The organism is Sphingobium sp. FW305-3-2-15-F-TSA7 (genome assembly GCF_058787155.1).
Window position 1 is genome coordinate 18,390 of the sequence record NZ_JBYSZM010000053.1, and the last position, 15,862, is coordinate 34,251.

The 15,862-nt window shown below is 66.1% G+C and carries 13 protein-coding genes and 1 tRNA gene; 3 read left to right on the forward strand and 11 right to left on the reverse strand.

Annotated elements, in window-relative coordinates:
• Positions 1-24: 24 nt before the first annotated feature.
• Both AC3WN8_RS28335 and pnuC read right to left on the reverse strand, forming a co-directional pair.
• Complete coding sequence (locus AC3WN8_RS28335) at positions 25-993, reverse strand: AAA family ATPase (protein ID WP_492672871.1); 969 nt, start codon at positions 991-993, stop codon at positions 25-27.
• On the reverse strand, positions 990-1,598 hold the full coding sequence (gene pnuC, locus AC3WN8_RS28340; RefSeq protein WP_492672872.1) for a nicotinamide riboside transporter PnuC: 609 nt from the start codon (positions 1,596-1,598) through the stop codon (positions 990-992). The genes AC3WN8_RS28335 and pnuC overlap by 4 nt, the downstream gene beginning before the upstream one ends.
• Positions 1,599-1,658: 60 nt before the next feature.
• Here pnuC and AC3WN8_RS28345 point away from each other — a divergent pair, with 60 nt between their 5' ends.
• The 3 genes from AC3WN8_RS28345 (at position 1,659) to AC3WN8_RS28355 (ending at position 3,383) form a co-directional block, all read left to right on the forward strand.
• On the forward strand, positions 1,659-2,957 hold the full coding sequence (locus AC3WN8_RS28345; protein ID WP_492672873.1) for an FAD-dependent oxidoreductase: 1,299 nt from the start codon (positions 1,659-1,661) through the stop codon (positions 2,955-2,957).
• A gap of 76 nt (positions 2,958-3,033) precedes the next feature.
• A tRNA-Pro gene (locus AC3WN8_RS28350) sits at positions 3,034-3,110 on the forward strand.
• Positions 3,111-3,143: 33 nt separating this feature from the next.
• Complete coding sequence (locus tag AC3WN8_RS28355; protein ID WP_492672874.1) at positions 3,144-3,383, forward strand: hypothetical protein; 240 nt, start codon at positions 3,144-3,146, stop codon at positions 3,381-3,383.
• A 48-nt stretch (positions 3,384-3,431) separates the two neighbouring features.
• On the opposite strand, the gene AC3WN8_RS28360 is transcribed toward AC3WN8_RS28355, so the two are convergent.
• The 9 genes from AC3WN8_RS28360 to AC3WN8_RS28400 form a co-directional block, all read right to left on the reverse strand.
• A complete protein-coding gene (locus tag AC3WN8_RS28360) occupies positions 3,432-5,444 on the reverse strand; it encodes a TonB-dependent receptor (protein ID WP_492672875.1) in 2,013 nt (670 codons plus the stop codon).
• Positions 5,441-6,079, reverse strand: coding sequence for a maleylacetoacetate isomerase (gene maiA / locus AC3WN8_RS28365; protein ID WP_492672876.1), 639 nt, complete (start codon positions 6,077-6,079; stop codon positions 5,441-5,443). The genes AC3WN8_RS28360 and maiA overlap by 4 nt, the downstream gene beginning before the upstream one ends.
• Positions 6,076-7,077 carry a DUF2891 domain-containing protein gene (locus AC3WN8_RS28370; RefSeq protein ID WP_492672877.1) on the reverse strand — a complete coding sequence of 334 codons (1,002 nt, stop codon included), beginning with the start codon at positions 7,075-7,077 and terminating at the stop codon, positions 6,076-6,078. The genes maiA and AC3WN8_RS28370 overlap by 4 nt, the downstream gene beginning before the upstream one ends.
• A gap of 18 nt (positions 7,078-7,095) precedes the next feature.
• Positions 7,096-8,055 carry a DUF979 domain-containing protein gene (locus AC3WN8_RS28375; protein WP_492672878.1) on the reverse strand — a complete coding sequence of 320 codons (960 nt, stop codon included), beginning with the start codon at positions 8,053-8,055 and terminating at the stop codon, positions 7,096-7,098.
• Positions 8,052-8,735, reverse strand: coding sequence for a DUF969 domain-containing protein (locus AC3WN8_RS28380; RefSeq protein ID WP_492672879.1), 684 nt, complete (start codon positions 8,733-8,735; stop codon positions 8,052-8,054). The genes AC3WN8_RS28375 and AC3WN8_RS28380 overlap by 4 nt, the downstream gene beginning before the upstream one ends.
• A gap of 33 nt (positions 8,736-8,768) precedes the next feature.
• Positions 8,769-12,350: a hydantoinase B/oxoprolinase family protein gene (locus AC3WN8_RS28385; protein ID WP_492672880.1), complete on the reverse strand. Its 3,582-nt coding sequence runs from the start codon at positions 12,348-12,350 to the stop codon at positions 8,769-8,771.
• 7 nt (positions 12,351-12,357) lie between these two features.
• Positions 12,358-13,233 carry an S-methyl-5'-thioadenosine phosphorylase gene (locus AC3WN8_RS28390; protein ID WP_492672881.1) on the reverse strand — a complete coding sequence of 292 codons (876 nt, stop codon included), beginning with the start codon at positions 13,231-13,233 and terminating at the stop codon, positions 12,358-12,360.
• Positions 13,234-13,443: 210 nt separating this feature from the next.
• Positions 13,444-14,412: an SO2930 family diheme c-type cytochrome gene (locus AC3WN8_RS28395; protein WP_492672882.1), complete on the reverse strand. Its 969-nt coding sequence runs from the start codon at positions 14,410-14,412 to the stop codon at positions 13,444-13,446.
• Positions 14,413-14,542: 130 nt separating this feature from the next.
• Positions 14,543-15,745: a parallel beta-helix domain-containing protein gene (locus AC3WN8_RS28400; protein WP_492672883.1), complete on the reverse strand. Its 1,203-nt coding sequence runs from the start codon at positions 15,743-15,745 to the stop codon at positions 14,543-14,545.
• Positions 15,746-15,862: the final 117 nt, after the last annotated feature.

The window sequence follows — 15,862 nt, forward strand, 5'->3', positions numbered from 1 at the left end:
CCCGTTTGCGGGAGGGGGAGAGGCTCAGCTCAATCCAGCCGCCTCAATCGCGGCCAGCGCATTCTCGAACCGCGCCTCGCCCTCGCCGCGCACCATGGCCCAGCGAACCCCGCGCCGCTCGAGCTCCGCCCGAGACGCATCGAGGAAGCGCGCCCGGTCGGCGGGCGTGCCGAACAGCCTGGTGCCGTCGTCATGCCAGGGCAGATCGGTATCGAGCAGCAGATAGAGATCGGCCGTCGCATTCCAGGCATCGAACCAGGGATCCCGTCGGCCGAACAACATATCCGCCCATGCCGCCGTCATCAGCGGATCGGTGTCGAGGATCAGCCGGCGATTGCATTGGCGCAGCGCCGCGCGCGTCATCGCGTCATGGCCGCGTGCGATCCACACCAGATCGTCCATCGTCAGGTCGGTGCCGAACTGCTCGCACCAGGTCCGCCCATATTCGGGGACCAGATTGGTATCGAAATGTTCGGCCAGCCTGATCGACAGGGCGGATTTGCCGACGCTCTCGGGGCCGTGCAGGCAGATGGTCCGCGCATAATAGGGCCGTACGGGCACGGGAATATCGCGCCAATGCCGCCAGGGATCGGCGCGGATGGCGCTTGCCGATATCGGCACCGCCTGCCTGTCCGGATCGCCCGGCAGGAATCGCGCACCAACCTCGTCGGCAAGCCGCTGGCCATAGGCGTCGGACGCGAAGACGAAATCGATCGGCGCGGGATGCGCGGCCGTCACGATGCCCCGCCAGATCGGCCAGAAATCGGGATGCTCGGCGGGTTCCTGCGGCACGATCGCGTCATGGCCGATCACATCGCAGTCGGGAAACAGTTCGCGCATCCATTGCAGCCGCAGGGGACCCGGAACGGGATCGTCAGGCAGCCAGCAGACGAGGATGGTCAGCCGGTCGACCAGCGCACGCGCCGTCTCGCACAGCAGGACATGGCCCTGATGCGGCGGCATGAATTTTCCCAGCACGAATCCCGTGGTCACGCGGTCTGCCTGCTCGCCCTGCGCGCGCGCATCCATTCCTCGAACCCCCAGATCGAAAGCGCGAGAAAGACAACATAGAGCGCCGATGTCAGCTTCAGATCCTTGACCCAATAGAGGCCGACCGCGAGCACATCGACCAGGATCCACAGGATCCAGTTCTCCAGATAGCGCCGCGACATCAGGATCTGCGCGGCGACGCTCATCATCGCGATCGCGCCATCCCAATAGGGGAAATGCGCATCGGTGCGCGTGTCCATCATCCATCCCCACGCGATGGTCAGCGCGATCAGGGCAACGACCCAGCCGATCCGTGCGGTGTTGGAGAGCAGTTCGACGCGCACCTCGCCCGTCTCCGCCCTCGCCCGCTGCCACGACCACCATCCATAGATCTGGACGACGAAGAAAAAGATCTGGAGCAGCGCATCGCTGTAGAGCTTGGTCTGGTAGAAGATCACCGCGTAGAGCGAGACCATCACGATCCCGAAGGGATAATTCCAGATGCTGCGCAGCACGACGAGCGTCACGTTGATCACGCCAAGGATCACCGCAATGATTTCGAGCGTGCTCACCACCATGCGATAGCAGCGGCCGACCGCACTTGCCAACGCCCCTTGCGCCGCTTTCTCGCCGCGTTACGATCCTCAAAAATCAGGAGAGAATGGCCCATGCGGCATATTGCGGTGATCGGTTCCGGGCCCGCCGGCTATTATACGGCCGAAGCCTGTCAGAAGCTGTTCGGCGGCGACGTCAGGATCGACGTGATCGACGGCCTGCCCGTCCCCTATGGCCTGATCCGCTTCGGCGTCGCGCCCGATCATCAGTCGATCAAGGCGGTCTCGCGCCGCTACGAAGCCGTCGCGCTCAGCGACAATGTCCGCTTCGTCGGCAATGTCTCGGTCGGACGCGATGTGAGCATCGACGAACTCCAGTCGCTCTACGACGCGGTGGTGCTCGCGACCGGCGCGCCCAATGATCGCCCGCTCGGCATAACCGGCGACGATCTGCCCGGCGTGGTCGGCTCGGCGGCGTTTGTCGGCTGGTATAACGGACATCCCGATTTCGCCGATCTGGCGCCGCCGCTCGACGTGGACGGCGCCGTCGTGGTCGGCAACGGCAATGTCGCGCTCGACGTCGCGCGTATCCTCTCCAAGACCCCGGCGGAGTTCGCCGGCTCCGATATCGTCGATCACGCCCTGGGCGCGCTGGCGGGATCGTCGATCCGCACCATCTCGATCCTCGGCCGGCGCGGGCCCCATCAGATCGCGATGACGCCCAAGGAGCTGGGCGAGCTCGGCCATCTGGAACGCGCCGCGCCGCATGTCGACCCTGCCGACCTGCCACCCGTCGGCGACGATGCCCTGCTCGAACCGGGTATGCGCAAGTCGGTGACACATCTGCGCGATTTCGCCGCGGCCGGCACAACCAAGTCGATCGCGATCGATTTCGACTTTTTCGCGATGCCCGTCGCGATCGAAGGCGACGGCAAGGTCGAGCGCGTGATCGTCGAGCGCACCGTGCTCGATGCCGATCTGCGGTCGCGCGGGACCGGAGAACGCTACACCATTCCCTGCGGACTGGTGGTGAGTTGCATCGGCTACAGCACACCGAAGATCGAGGGCGTCCCCTACGAACATGGTCGCGGACGCTTCGCCAATGACGAAGGACGCATCCTGCCCGGCCTCTATTGCGTCGGCTGGGCGCGGCGCGGCCCCACCGGCACGATCGGCACCAACCGGCCCGATGGGCAGATGATCGCCGAAAAGATCGCCGCCGACCTGCCCGATCCGTCGCGCAAGGCCGGGCGGACGGGGCTCGATGCACTGCTTTCCGCGCGCAACGTCGACGTCGTCACCTTTCGCGACTGGCAGAAGATCGAGGCTGCGGAGGTCGCGCGTGCCCGCGACGGCAGCCCGCGTGGCAAGTTCGTCAACATCGCGGAGATGATCGCCGCACGTGGTGATTGAAGCGGGCTTGCGATGCGCCAAACCGCTGCTATAAGCCGCCGCCTGCCTACCGGCTTCGTGCCGGTTCCGCATCGGTCGGGGAGTAGCTCAGCCTGGTAGAGCACTGTCTTCGGGAGGCAGGGGCCGGAGGTTCGAATCCTCTCTCCCCGACCATTTTCTTCTGGATCGCGTAGCGCGGAGTGCCGGATGGCTGACGATAAGCCCGAATCGAAGCAAGCCCCGAAAAAGCGCGTTGCGCCCAAGCGCACGGCGAAGGCCGCTCCGGCAAAGCGGGCACCTGCAAAGGCAAAGGCGGATGCCGCTTCGAAGGGCGAACCCCGCTCGTCGCGCTGGTCCAACGCCGGACTCGGCGCAGCGATCGGATCGGCGGCGATCGTCGCCGCACTGCTCTACGTCAATCGCAGCACGAAGAAGAAGCCCGACTGAGGCGCACGGGAGCGCCACACCGCGCGCGCCCCTTTTCGTCAGACCCGATCAGGTCGCGACACGCAGGCCGAGCCACAAGGTGCGCGGACTGGCGCGCTCGATCACGCCATCGTCACTGCGCGCCGCATCGACGCGGACATTGCCCAGATTCTCGCCGCGCGCCTCGATCGACAATCCCCTGGTGATCGGAAACAGCACACGCGCGTCGGCGGTCAGGGCATCGCGCAACGGCACGATGTTCAAATCGTCCTCATATTGCACCGAGACATAGCGTAGCGTCACCGAGGCGGCAGGACCAGACGCCCGCTGCCAACCGAGCGTGGCCGACGCCATATGTCGCGGCGTCTGCGCCGGACGCAGTCCGTCAAGCGACAGCGCCAGGCCGGACGCGCGCACGACGCTTTCGGTATAGGCATAGGACGCAGCGAAGCGCAGATCGCCCGCAGAATAGCTGGCGTCGAATTCGACGCCCTGGGCGCGGACCGCGTCGAGATTCTGGCGGCGGCGCGTGACGCGCGGCACGACGGTCACGTTGGCGATCGCGTCCTTCATCCGGTTGGTGAACACGGTCACGCCGATCCGCGCCGAATCGCTCGGGCGCCAGTCGATACCCGCTTCGATGCCCGACAGTCGCTCGGGACTGAGTGCCGCATTGGCCTGCGTCGTTTCGTTACCCACCCGGAACGGCCGATAGAGTTCGTTGAGCGTCGGCAGGCGCCAGCCGAGATAAGCGGCGGCCCGCAGCGTCACCGTCTCGGCCGGGAGAAAGGCAAGTCCGCCGCGCGCAGTCGGCTCCCAGCCCTGGCGCGCGGGATAGGCGGCGTTGGTGATCAGCGGCCCGCCCGACAGGTTGCGCTCGCGCAGGAAGCCCTGCCCGATCCACCAGCGATCGATCCGTGCCGCGCCGGTCAGGGTCAGGGCATCGCCGAAATCGGCACTCAGCTCGGCAAAGGCGCCGGCAGTGTCGCTATGCCCGCCCGCCTCGCGACCGCGCTGCGGTGCGCCCGCCGCATTGTAGAAGAAATATTCCTTGGTGACGCCGCTCGTCCGCCGCCAATCCGCGCCCAGGCGCAGTTCGAGCGTGTCGCCGAGTGGCGGCCGCAATTCGAACCGCGCGCCGAGGCCCGTCGAGGGAACATTATATTGTTCGGCAACCGCCGTCGCCGTGGTCCGCCCCGGGCTGAGGCTGGCAAAGCCGCTGTAAAAATCGCGCACCTGAAGATAGGCAAGCGCGGAATAGCCCCAGCGCCCGCGCCCGACCAGGCGCAGGCTGGCATCGGCGCCGTCGCCGCCATTGCCGCTGAATGCGAAACCACGATCGCGATCGTCGGTGAAGGCCAGCATGTTCGCCTGAAGCTCGGTGTCGGCGCCGACCGGAATCACCGCGCGCGCCGCAATGCTCGCCTGTTCAAAGGGCGCGCGCCGGTCCGCCGGTCCGCGATCCTCCTTCGCGATCGGGATGAAGCCGTCGCTGCGCGCATAATCCGCGCTGATCGTCGCAAAGCCCGCGCCCAGCGGCAGCGCCGCGGTCGCGTCCGCCGCGATCGATTCGCGGCTGCCATAAGCGACGCCGCCACCGAAGCGCGACAGCGTGTCCGGCCCCGCACTCGCCAATTCGATCGTGCCGGCAAGCGCGCCCGCGCCGAGCACGCCGCTGCCGCCGCCGCGCGTGACACGGACATGGTCGAGCCGGCCCGGCGCAAAGGCCGGCCAGCTGATCCAGCCGCCAAAAGGATCGCTTTGCGGGACGCCGTCGAGAATCACGAGCGCGCGGCTCGACGCGTTGCCACCGAGCCCTCGCAACGTAACGCCCTGGCTGGTCGGATTGGCGGAGCGCGCATCGGAGCGGCGGAACTGCTGCAATCCGGCGACGTCCTTGAGCACATCCTCCAGCCGCCCGCTCGCGCTGCCGGTCAGCCGGTCGCGTTCGATGCGGACGATGTCATAGGCGGCATCGCCCTTCGCCTCTTCCAGCCCATGGCCGGTGACGATGATATCCTGCTCCTCCGCCAGCGCCGGGGTAGCGATACAGGCAAGCGCGAAACCAAGGCGACGGATCATGAAGGCGCTCCCACGCGATCGGGGTGTGCCGCGGCGAACGGGTCGAGCGCGGTGCAGGTGGCGTCGATCCGGGTCAGGATCGGATAATCGTCGAGCGGCAGCGAGAAGCGTCGCGCGTTGAACATCTGCGGCACCAGGCAGATATCGGCGAGACCGGGCCGGTCACCGCCCAGGAAGGTGCCCGCATCCGCCGCCATCGCTTCGAGCGCGCGGAATCCCTCGGCAACCCAGTGGCGATACCAGGCGTCGCGTCCGGCCTGGTCGACGCCGAGCACATCCTTCAGATAGTTCAGCACCCGCAGATTATCGATCGGATGGATATCGGCCGAGATCACCAGTGCCTGGGCGAGCGTCCTGGCGCGCGCGGCGGGATCCTGCGGAACCAGGCGCGGCTCGGGATATTTCGCGTCGAGATAGTCGATGATCGCGAGACTCTGGGTCAGTTGATGCCCGTCAATCTCGAGCGTCGGTACGAAACCCTGCGGATTGCGCGCCAGATTGGCGGGCGTCCGCTGATCGCCGTCGAGCAGGCTGATGTCGACGCGCTCATAGGCAATCGCCTTCAGGTTGAGCGCGATGCGGACACGGTAGCTGGCGGAGGAGCGAAAATAGTCGAACAGGGTCACGCCGCTCATTCACTCTCCCCCGCGGTCAAGGCCAGCAGCGCAAAGCTCGCCAGCCAATGCTCGCCCATATAGTCGCCCGCGACATGCGTCAGGCTCGCGGCGAGATGCGCGTCGGCGGCGGCGAGCGCAAGTCCCTTTTCGGGCGCATCCAGCACCGGAACCAGCGATCGCCAGCACCAGGCGCGGCTGAGATTGAAGCCGTCGAGATGCGCAATCTTGCCGTCGCTGCGATCGGATACGAAGGCAGGCGTGAACAGGCTGGCGGGTTCGCGCGCCGCCAGGCCGGGCAGGAAGCCGGCAAACCAGGCGCAGAAATCGGATGCGGGCAGAACGCGGCGCATGCACAGCGCCTCGATCAATGCCGATGAGAGGAACTCGTCGCCGCCCGGCTCCCATCCCGGGCAAGCGCGGTCGCCGCCGAAATAGTCGACCGCACGTGCACGGACGAGTTCCGCCAGCGCGGGATCGTGCGTCTCCGCCCAGTCGAGCGCCAGCACCAGCGCAAAGGCCGTGCTGTAATGCGTGCCGGTGCGGATCGGATAGGTCTGTCGCGGCAGGAAATCGTGGAAGCGCTGCGCGAAGGCGCGCGCCAGCGGCTCCAGCGCTTCGCCCCATTCCGCATCCTCGTGCCGGGCCGCCTCTCCGTGCAGCGCCAGCAGCCACGCCCAGCCATAAGGCCGTTCGAAGCCGCCGGTATAGGCACGGTCGAGATAGGCGAGTTCGCCCGCCACCTTGTGCGGAACCAGCATCGCATCGGCCAGAGCACGCACCTCCGCGGCGAACGGCGCCTGCGGAAAGCGCCGGGTGAGCGACAGCAGCATCCAATAGCCGTGGACGCAACTGTGCCAGTCGAAACTGCCGTGGAAGATCGGATGCAAGGCCTTGGGCCCAAGCACATCCTCCGGCCCATCCATGATATGGTCGAGCTTGTGCGGATATTCGAGCGTGACATGGCCAAGCGCGATCGTGGCGAAGCGCGCGGCGAGATCCTGGGTGAGAGCGGTCATGCCGCGCGCCCTATCAGATCAGCGCGATCGGAAGGCGAGAAAATAGATCAACAGAAGGTTGCAGACGAGTAACGGCAATGCCGTGCCGATCTGCGCCTTGATCACACCATTGCGGTCCTTGAGATCGAGCAGTGCGGCGGGCACGATGTTGAAGTTCGCGGCCATCGGCGTCATCAGCGTGCCGCAGAAACCGGCGAGCATGCCGATCGCGCCGATCACCGCCGCGTCGCCGCCATAGCCCTTGATCAGCAGCGGCACGCCGATCGCGGCAGCCATCACCGGAAAGGCGGCAAAGGCGTTGCCCATGATCATCGTGAACAGCGCCATGCCCAGCGCATAGACCGTGACGGCAACGAAGCGGTTGCCCTCCGGTATCGCATATCCGGCAAGCGCGCCGATGATGTCGCCCACGCCGGCAAGCGCAAAGACCGCACCGAGTGCGGCCAGCATCTGCGGCAGCACGACCGCCCAGCCGATCGAATCGATCAGCCGCCGCCCCTCCTGAAGCGGCGCGATCGCGGGCGGGCGAAGCCAGACCATCGTCACCGCCACGGCTGCCAGCGCGCCGGTACCGAGCAGGATCAGCGTCACCCATTTGGGATCGAACAGGCCGGATTGCCCGAACGGTGTGTAGTTATAGGCGAGCGTACCGAAGAATGCCGTCGCGGGAATGATCAGTGCCGGCAGGAACAGCCGGTTGCCGAGCCGCAGCGAATGGGCCTCGCGCGCCTCGCACGTCGTCGTTTCCGGCTCGCTGCGCCCGATCGCGCCGAAACCGGCAAGCCCGACCAGGCACAGCACGAGCACGCCATTGCCGATATCGCCCAGCAGATTGCCGCCCAGAAAGCTCAGCGCGAGCAGCCCCCAGAATGCGGCATTGCCCCAGCGTTTCGGGTTGTGCCGGTCGCGCGCGCTCAGCACCGCATAGGCCGCGAACATCGCGCCACCCAATGCATAGAGCCAGCCGAGCGTGATCATGGTTCACCCTCCGCCTTGCCGCGCACGGAGAGTTTGCGGTCGAGCAGCAGCAGCCGCCCGCCATGGATCAGGAAAGCGAGGATCGCGGTCGGGATCGCCCAGACCGACAATTGCAGGGGCGCGAGCACGATACCGTAGGTTTCGAACGTCCCCTTGATCAACAGGATCGAGGCGATCGCGATGAAGATGTCCTCGCCGAAGAACAGCCCGACATTGTCGGTCGCGGCGGCATAGCTTTTCACGGTCTCGCGATCATCGTCGCCGAGCACGCCCTGCTGCTCCGCCGCGGCCTCGGCCATCGGCGCGACCAGCGGACGGACGGTCTGGGGATGACCGGCAACCGAGGTCAGGCCGAGCGCGGACAATCCCTGGCGCAGCGCAAGATAGACGATCAGCAACCGACCGACGGTTGCGCCGCGCAGCCCGGAGATCAGCGTTCGCGCGCGTTGCTGCAGGCCGAAGCGTTCGAGCAGGCCGATCACCGGCAGCACGACATAGACGACCGTGACGAAGCGATTGTCGTTGAACGCCTTGCCGAGCGCCGCGAGCACCGCGGCAAAGTCGAAGCCCGCCGCCAGCCCGGTAACGAAGGCGGCGACAGTGACCACCAGCAACGGATTGAAGCGCAGCAGGAACCCCGCGACGACGACGAGAATGCCGAGCAGCGGGAGGTAGCTCATCGCCGCATCCCCCGATGCGGCCAGATCGCCCTGTCAGTCCTTTGCACCATATCCGCCACCCCCCGGCGTCTCGATCACGAACACATCCCCCGCCGCCATGTCGACACCCGCCGTCGCCGACAGCCGTTCCTCGCCACCGTCTGTCCGGATCACGCGATTGACGCCGGGCGCGCCATCCTCTCCGCCCATCAATCCACGCGGTGGCACCGCGCGGCGATTGGACAGGATCGAGGCGCGCATCGGCGCGAGGAAACGGACACGGCGCACCACGCCATCGCCACCTTCATTTGCCCCGCCGCCGCCCGATCCATGACGGATCGAGAAGGATTCGAGCAGGACGGGCAATCGCGTCTCCAATATTTCGGGATCGGTGAGCCGGCTGTTGGTCATATGCGTCTGCACCGCGCTCGCGCCGTCGAAACCGGGGCCGGCGCCCGAGCCGCCCGCGATCGTCTCATAATATTGATGGTGCGCGTCGCCGAAGGTGAAGTTGTTCATCGTGCCCTGCGATCCGGCCAGCGCGCCGGTCGCGGCGAACAGCGCATCGGTGATCGCCTGGCTGGTCTCGACATTGCCCGCGACCACCGCCGCTGGATAGACCGGGTTGAGCATCGAACCGGCCGGCACGATCAGCTCGATCGGTTTCAGGCACCCGTCATTCATCGGGATCGCATCGTCGACCAGGGTGCGGAAGACGTAGAGCGTCGCCGCGCGGCAGATCGAATAAGGTGCGTTGAAATTGTCGGGCAGTTGCGCGCTGGTGCCGGTGAAGTCGATGCGCGCCGACCGCGCCGCCTTGTCGACCGAAACCGTGACGCGGATCACCGCGCCATTGTCCATTTCCACTTCCGCCGCACCGTCGACGAGGCCCGCGATCAGCCGGCGAACCGCTTCCTCGGCATTGGCGATGACATGGCCCATATAGGCGCGGACCACGCCCGGGCCATATTCGGCGGTGACGCGGCGAAATTCGCTCTCGCCGCGCGCGCATGCCGCGATCTGCGCCTTCAGGTCGGCGATATTGCGATCGGGATTGCGCGCCGGCCATGCGCCCGAGGCCAGCAGCGCACGCATCTCGGCTTCGAGGAAACGACCGGCATCGACGAGCAGGTGATTGTCGATCAGCACCCCTTCCTCGTCGACGCTGCGGCTATCGGGCGGCATCGATCCCGGCGCGATCCCGCCGATATCGGCATGATGGCCGCGCGCCGCCACGAAAGCGGCCGGCCCCGCTTGGCCATCGATGAAGACCGGCTTGATGACGGTGATGTCGGGCAGATGGGTGCCGCCCCGATAGGGTGCGTTGAGCACATAGACGTCGCCGGGTTTCATCCCGCGTCCGTCATTGGGGGCGCCCCTGGTATTGACGCCGCGCGCGTCGATGATGGTGCGGATACTGTCGCCCATCGACCCCAGATGGACCGGGATATGCGGCGCATTGGCGATCAGCGCACCGTCGGCGGCGAACAGCGCGCAGGAGAAGTCGAGCCGTTCCTTGATATTGACCGAACTCGCGGTGTTCTGGAGCGCGACCCCCATTTCCTCGGCGATCGCCATGAAGAGATTGTTGAAGATCTCGAGCATCACCGGATCGGCATCGGTGCCGATCGCGTGAACCATCTCGCGCGGGACGGCACGCGTCAGCAGCAAATTGCCGATCGCATCGACCTCCGCCTGCCAGCCGGGCTCGACGACCGTGGTGGCCGACGCGTCGACGATCAGCGCCGGCCCGACGACGCGCGCACGCTCGCGCAACGACGCCCGGTCATGGATGCTGCCATAGCCGGGCATCAGGCGCGCTTCGGGCGCCGCCTGGTCCTGCGCTTCCCGCGGAATATCGAGCAGCCCGCCTTCATCCCATGACCGTCCGATCGCCTCGGCGATCAACGTCTCGACGATGACGGGCGTGTCCGGAGAGATGAAGCCGAAGCGCGTCTGGTGCCGTGCCTCGAATTCGAGGTGCATCTCGTCGGACAGCCCCAGCGGAAGCTCGATCGTGCTGTCGCTGCCTTCGTAGCGCAACGCCGCACGGCGATGAACCTGGCTATGCGCGAGCGGCACGTCCTGCGCGCGTAGCGTGTTCAGCGCCTCGCGCGCCAACCGGTCGATCCGCACGAGATTGCTGCCCAGCGGCCGGCCGAACGATTCCTGCCGCATCACGCTGATGTCGGCGAGTCCCATGCCATAGGCCGAAAGCACGCCGGCAAGCGGATGGATCAGGACCCGTTCCATGCCGAGCGCATCCGCGACCAGACAGGCATGCTGCCCGCCCGCGCCGCCAAAGCAGGTGAGCGTGTAGCGCGTCACGTCATGCCCGCGCGCGATCGAGATCTTCTTGATCGCGTTCGCCATATTGTCGATCGCGATGCGCAGAAAGCCTTTGGCGACCTCCTCCGGCGTCATCGGCGTTCCCGTTGCGGCCGTGATCTCGTCAGCCAGCGCGGTGAACCGCGTCCGCACCACATCGACGTCGATCGGCTGGTTGCCATCGGGGCCGAACACCGCCGGAAAATAGTCAGGCCTGATCTTGCCGAGCAGCAGGTTGCAGTCGGTCACGGTCAGCGGACCGCCGCGCCGATAACAGGCGGGTCCGGGAACCGCGCCGGCGGAATCGGGGCCTACCCTGAAACGCGTACCGTCGAAATGACAGATCGAGCCACCGCCCGCCGCGACGGTGTGGATCTCCAGCATAGGCGCACGAACGCGGACACCCGCGACCATGGTCTCTGCGGTGCGCTCATATTCGCCCGCATAATGCGAGACGTCGGTCGAGGTGCCTCCCATGTCGAAGCCGATGACGCGGCTGTGCCCCGCCTGGGCGGCGGTCCGGACCATGCCGACGATGCCGCCCGCCGGGCCGGACAGGATCGCATCCTTGCCCTGGAGCCCGTCATGCTCGATCAACCCGCCGCTCGACTGCATGAACAGCAGGTGCGCTTCACTGTCGAGCGCGCCGACGACGCGATCGACATAGCGTCTGAGCACCGGGGAGAGATAGGCATCGACCACTGTGGTATCGCCGCGGCCGATCAGCTTGATCAGTGGCCCCACCCGATGGCTCGCCGAAACCTGCACAAAGCCGATCTCCCGGGCGAGATCGGCAAGCGCCGCCTCATGGTCGGTCCAGTGCCAGCCATGCATCAGGACGATGGCGATCGCCCGGATACCATCGCCATAAGCGGCCCGGAACGCGCGTTCTGCAGCGCCCAGATCGATCGGCTGCAGCACCGTACCGTCAGCCGTCACGCGCTCGTCGATCTCCACGACACGATCGTAAAGCGGTTCGGGCAGGACGATCCTGCGCGCGAAGATGTCCGGACGCGCCTGATGCCCGATCCTGAGCGCGTCGCCGAAGCCCCGCGTGATCGCGAGCAGGGTCCGCTCGCCCTTGCGTTCGAGCAGCGCATTGGTGGCAACGGTGGTGCCCATCTTGACCGATTCGATCGTGCCGCCGCCATGCGCATCCATCAGCATGCGGATGCCCGCGGTCGCCGCATCCTCATATTGGCCCGGATTCTCCGACAACAGCTTGGCGGTCAGCACGCGCCCCTTGGGTGTCCGCGCGACGATGTCGGTAAAGGTGCCGCCGCGATCGATCGAAAAGGACCAGCTCACCGTCGGATCACCGGCTGCCCAGCACCCGCGCGGTGATCGCGTCGAGCTTTGCCATCAGCATCGGATCGCGCTTTTCGGGCGCGGTCATCAGCGCGACGTCGAGCGCGGTATCGATCGGCGAAGGCGGCCGCACTGCCGGCAGCGACCGCGCGAATTCGACGACGAGCTGCTTCGCCAGCCCGCTGTTCGCGATGAGCTGCGCGATGACTTCGTCCACCTCGACATGGCCCTCTCCCTCGCGCCAGCTGTCATAGTCGGTCACCATCCCCACCACCGCGTAGGGAAGCTCCGCCTCGCGCGCCAGCTTGGCCTCGGGCATCGCGGTCATGCCGATGACGTCGCAGCCCCATTGACGATAGAGCCGGCTTTCGGCGCGCGTCGAGAATTGCGGTCCTTCCATCACCAGCTGGGTCGCGCCCTCATGGATATCGGCGCCCACTGCGCGGCCGGCGGCCGCGAGCATCGCCGACAGCCGGGGACAGACCGGATCGGCGACCGAGACATGCGCGACGCACCCCGTGCCGAAAAAGCTCTTCACGCGCGCGAAGGTGCGATCGACGAACTGATCGATCACCACGAACTTGCCGGGCGGCAGATGTTCCTGAAGCGAGCCGATCGCGGAGAGCGAGATCAGGTCGGTGCAGCCTGCGCGCTTCAACGCGTCGATATTGGCGCGCGCATTGAGTTCGCTCGGGGAAATGCGATGGCCGCGACCATGGCGGGGCAGGAAGACGAACTTCACGCCTTCGATGCAGCCAGTCAGCAATTCATCCGAAGGGGCGCCCCAGGGCGTGTCAATCGCGATCCATTGCGGGTCTTCGAGACCGTCGATCGCATAGACGCCGGATCCCCCGACCACGCCGATGGTCCATTCGCTGCTCATGCCGTCACCTTGATTGAGATTAGTCGCCCATCAACACTGCCGCCGCGCGATCGGCAAGACCCTTGCGGGCAAAGTCCGTTTAAGAAAGCGCGGAAGAGCGCTTTCTTAGGCGGTGCCAGCCCACTCCCCCGCCCAACCTCCCGATCCAGCATGATCCTGTCGGGTGGTTGGGGGGGGGAGCGGGCTGGTACCGGCTTTCTCAAAAGCCTCTCAATTCGTCGCACGAATCCAGTCCTCGAGAAGCGCGACCGCCTCGTCATGGACGGTGGCGCGTCCAAGCTCGGGCATGGCGAGCCCCGGCTCGGTGGTCTTCATGCGGAATGTCAGGATCGAGCGTTCGGGATGGCCGGGCGCGATATCGAAATCCAGCCCACCGCTGCCGCGGCCGGCCGCGACGGGGCGCTTGCCGATGCCCAGCGCGACGCGATCGCGCTCCTCCCAGGTGAGGAACAGCCCCGAATTGCTCGCCGCGCCCCTGGGGTTGTGACAATGGCCGCAATTGACGTCGAGATAGGCACGCGCGCGTCCGTCGAGCGATCCGGTGGCCGGATCATCCCAGGCAGGCAATGTCGCGCCCGGCCGACCGCGCATGTTGCGCGCCTTGGGCCCGATCGGCGTGATCTCACCCGACAGGCCATGGCATTCCTTGCATTGATTCTGATTGGGCACGGCATAGCTGATGCTGCGGCTCTGCCCCTTGGCGTCGATCCAGCCGACCGGCAATCGCCGGCCGCCGCGCTTCAGTTCGGCATCGCCGAGTTCGGCATTCCAGACATAGGGCAGTGCCACCCAGCCGGTTGCGCGGCGGATCAATAGACGGGTCTCGATGATGCGGATATCGCGATCGGGATGCCGCATATCGGCGGGATAGCCGAAGCTCTTGACCAGCACCGTGCCCACCGGAAAGTCCGGCAGGCCGTCGCCATTGGGGCGCGTCCTGGTGCCGGGCGGCAGGTAGAGATAGCGGAACTTCTCCGCATAATCGGAGAAGAGCGGGGTGTTGAGGCTATAGGGCTCGACGCCGGCATTGGGTTCGATGCCGCGCGCGTCGGTGAACAGTCTGAAATCGGAGAGCCTGGGCGGCAGCGTATCGCCGAGGATGAGGTCGAGTGCGACGGGTGCGGGTGCCGCACTGGTAACGAGCAGCCACGCGATGGCCAAGGCGACACGCCGGATCATCAACCTTTCCCTGTCGCTCCAGCGAGAGCTAGAGCCCATGCAATGCCGACCGCCCTCCGCGCGTTTGGAGGATCGTATGGATCCCAGCTTTCGCTGGGGTGACGTTTAAAGGGACAGGCGCCCTTTGAAGTCACCTGATCGCCGCCTCCATCGCTGCCGGCAGCACGACCGGCTTAGGTTCCGCAATCACCTCCCCGCTCGAGAGGTCAGCAGGCGCCGGCTTGGCCTCGGTCACTGGCGAAGTCGGTTTGGCCAGATTGAGGCTGAGCACGCCGACCTGATCGGTCACGCGGATATTCGCGTCCGCGCCGCCGACGCCGTCCCAGAAGATCGGCAGCAGCGATCCGCCCATCGCTGCCGCCAATTCCTTGCCGCCCGGAAAATCGGGGGCGAAGCCCGCGCGCCCATGGACATTGTCGCGCACCACGACATTGCGCACGCGCGGCTCATATTTGGGATCGTCGAATGCCTGTTTATACGCGACGATCATGACATTGGCCGTGGCGTTCTGCTCCATCGCGTTGTTGAAGACATGGACGTCGCGATTGGCCATGATCATCACCCCCGTCCCCATCGGCACGGTGGCGACGATATTGCCCTTGGGCGCGAAATTCGGGGTGTCGTTGTCGGCGACGATATTGTCGAACACGCGGATCGAATGCCCGCCCATCTGGGGCAGATTGGGCAGGTCGAAGATCAGGATGCCACCCGTATTATATTGCGCGATATTATCGTGGACGTCGGCTTCGAAGCTATTCTCGATCTCGATGCCCGCCACGTTACGCTCGGCGCGGGAGTTGCGGACGACGATCCGGCGCGACTGGCCGACATAGATGCCCGCATCGGACGCACCGCGCACCAGGACCGTATCGATCAGCACATCCTGCGATTCGACGGGATAGATGCCATAGGCGCCGTTGGTCGGCTTCGGCCCGCCGGTCCATTCCACGCGGATATTGTGATAGACGATGCGGTCGGCACCCTTGGACTTGATGCCGTCACCCTTGCTGTCCTCGACCGCGAAATCGCGCAGCACGACATCGTCCGACGTGACGAGCAGCCCCTCGCCCGCCCCCTGCTGCCCCTTGAAGCTGAGGACGCTGCCGTCGATGCCGGTGCCCCGCACGGTGACGCGCGGAACGTCGAGCGACAGGCCGTCGGTCAGCTCGAACCGGCCCTCGCCGATCTGCACGATATCGCCGGGCGTCGCCTCGATCAGCGCGGTCTGCAGCCGTTCCTGCGCGTCAGGCCCCGCCTCGACCGTGATGGTCTTGGCAAAGGCACCGGTCGAACTCGCGGCGATCAGCGCCGCGAGACAGAGCATCCTTCCCATAAGCACCCCTTATTTTGCTAGGCTTTTGCGCATGCCATATCCGAAATAGACGATGAGGCCGAAGCCGTTCCAGATGAGGAAATAGAGCTGGGTTTTGCTGGGGAGGCTCCAGAAGAG

What these genes read in the sequence shown, in the direction of transcription:
- AC3WN8_RS28345 (WP_492672873.1), top strand. Translation starts at nt 1,659, where the DNA reads ATGCGGCATATTGCGGTGATCGGTTCCGGGCCCGCCGGCTATTATACG.
- AC3WN8_RS28355 (WP_492672874.1), top strand. Translation starts at nt 3,144, where the DNA reads ATGGCTGACGATAAGCCCGAATCGAAGCAAGCCCCGAAAAAGCGCGTT.
- AC3WN8_RS28360 (WP_492672875.1), bottom strand. Translation starts at nt 5,444, where the DNA reads ATGATCCGTCGCCTTGGTTTCGCGCTTGCCTGTATCGCTACCCCGGCG.
- maiA (WP_492672876.1), bottom strand. Translation starts at nt 6,079, where the DNA reads ATGAGCGGCGTGACCCTGTTCGACTATTTTCGCTCCTCCGCCAGCTAC.
- AC3WN8_RS28370 (WP_492672877.1), bottom strand. Translation starts at nt 7,077, where the DNA reads ATGACCGCTCTCACCCAGGATCTCGCCGCGCGCTTCGCCACGATCGCG.
- AC3WN8_RS28375 (WP_492672878.1), bottom strand. Translation starts at nt 8,055, where the DNA reads ATGATCACGCTCGGCTGGCTCTATGCATTGGGTGGCGCGATGTTCGCG.
- AC3WN8_RS28380 (WP_492672879.1), bottom strand. Translation starts at nt 8,735, where the DNA reads ATGAGCTACCTCCCGCTGCTCGGCATTCTCGTCGTCGTCGCGGGGTTC.
- AC3WN8_RS28390 (WP_492672881.1), bottom strand. Translation starts at nt 13,233, where the DNA reads ATGAGCAGCGAATGGACCATCGGCGTGGTCGGGGGATCCGGCGTCTAT.
- AC3WN8_RS28395 (WP_492672882.1), bottom strand. Translation starts at nt 14,412, where the DNA reads ATGATCCGGCGTGTCGCCTTGGCCATCGCGTGGCTGCTCGTTACCAGT.
- AC3WN8_RS28400 (WP_492672883.1), bottom strand. Translation starts at nt 15,745, where the DNA reads ATGGGAAGGATGCTCTGTCTCGCGGCGCTGATCGCCGCGAGTTCGACC.